We start from the raw sequence: 1,287 nt of genomic DNA on the forward strand, positions 1-1,287 counted from the left end.
ACCTTGGTCGGCTTCACCTCTGTAGCAGAGGTCCCGTTCTTCGCGGTCGCCTTGGACCGGAAACTGATCAACTTGACGTGATGCGCAATGACTTAGCGGCCACGCGGATAGGCGCGGCTGGGGACACCGGCAGCAGATCGGGCACAGGCCACAGTTGATCATGGAGTTGCGACGCTCTGTGATTACTGGGGAGATCTGTGCCTGTTCTGCCGTCATGGTTGACCGAACCGCTCTGGGACCAGTTCGCGGTCCTGTTGCCCGTGCGGCCGGAGTACCACCCGGACCATCCACTCGGCTGCCACCGTAGGCGTATCAGCGACCGGGTCGTCTTCGACAAGTTGCTGCAACTGCTGCGCTTCGGCTGTTCCTACGAGGCGATAGCGGATACGACGTGCTCGGCCACCACGATCCGCAGCCGCCGCGACGAGTGGATACGGCTGGGCGTCTTCGCCGAGCTCAGGCGGATCGCGCTCGACGCTTACGACCGGATTGTCGGCCTCGTCCTTGACCAGATCGCCGTGGACGGCTGCATCACCAAGGCGCCTGGTGGCGGTGAGGTGGCCGGGCGTTCCCCGGTCGACCGTGGCAAACAGGGACTGAAACGCTCGGGCATGACGGATGGTTACGGCATTCCGCTGGGCCGCGTCCTGGCCGGAGCCAATCGCCACGACTCCCCGCTGCTCGCCCCGACCCTGGACCTGCTGGACGACCTCGGACCCCTGCCCGACGACGTGACCGTGCACCTGGACGCCGGCTACGACTCCGACAAGACCCGCGCCCTGCTCGCCGAACGCGGCCTGCACGGCCGGATCGCGCACAAAGGCGAGAAGGCGCCGATGCAGGCAGGTCAGAGGTGGCACGTGGAGCGTACCCACGCCTGGCAGAACGCCTTCCAGCGCCTCGCCCGCTGCTACGAGCGCCGGACCACCGTGATCAACGCGTTCTTCGATCTCGCCGACACCACCATCACCGTACGCAGCCTGATCCGCCACGCATGGACAACCCACCGCTGGGACGAACGCCCGCACCGCCGCCCATGAGCACACGCCGACGGTGCCATGCGGACCGCGCCCATGACCCAACTGCCGGGCAGAACGAGTTCCACCGCCTCGCCCGCTGTCCCGAGCTCCAGGCCACCGTCATCGACGCCTTTCTCGGCCTCGCCGGCACCGTCATCACTGTCTGCGATCTCTGAATCGCCCCGGGTTTGATGGAGACATCGAAGACCCGGAAGGATGCCGATCATGGCTGCTCCCCGTAAGTACCCCGATGAACTGCGTGAACGCG

At 66.1% G+C, this 1,287-nt stretch carries 2 protein-coding genes; both read left to right on the plus strand.

What is annotated here, in order from left to right:
* The first annotated feature begins 197 nt into the window (after nt 1-197).
* Nucleotides 198-1,040: an IS5 family transposase gene (locus ABZY11_RS44555; protein WP_356484628.1), complete on the plus strand. Its 843-nt coding sequence runs from the start codon at nt 198-200 to the stop codon at nt 1,038-1,040.
* Nucleotides 1,037-1,195 carry a hypothetical protein gene (locus ABZY11_RS44560; protein WP_356484629.1) on the plus strand — a complete coding sequence of 53 codons (159 nt, stop codon included), beginning with the start codon at nt 1,037-1,039 and terminating at the stop codon, nt 1,193-1,195. The genes ABZY11_RS44555 and ABZY11_RS44560 overlap by 4 nt, the downstream gene beginning before the upstream one ends.
* Nucleotides 1,196-1,287: the final 92 nt, after the last annotated feature.

It is taken from the genome of Streptomyces sp. NPDC006510 (genome assembly GCF_040611955.1).
Taxonomy (GTDB): Bacteria; Actinomycetota; Actinomycetes; order Streptomycetales; family Streptomycetaceae; genus Streptomyces.

What these genes read in the sequence shown, in the direction of transcription:
- ABZY11_RS44560 (WP_356484629.1), top strand. Translation starts at nt 1,037, where the DNA reads ATGAGCACACGCCGACGGTGCCATGCGGACCGCGCCCATGACCCAACT.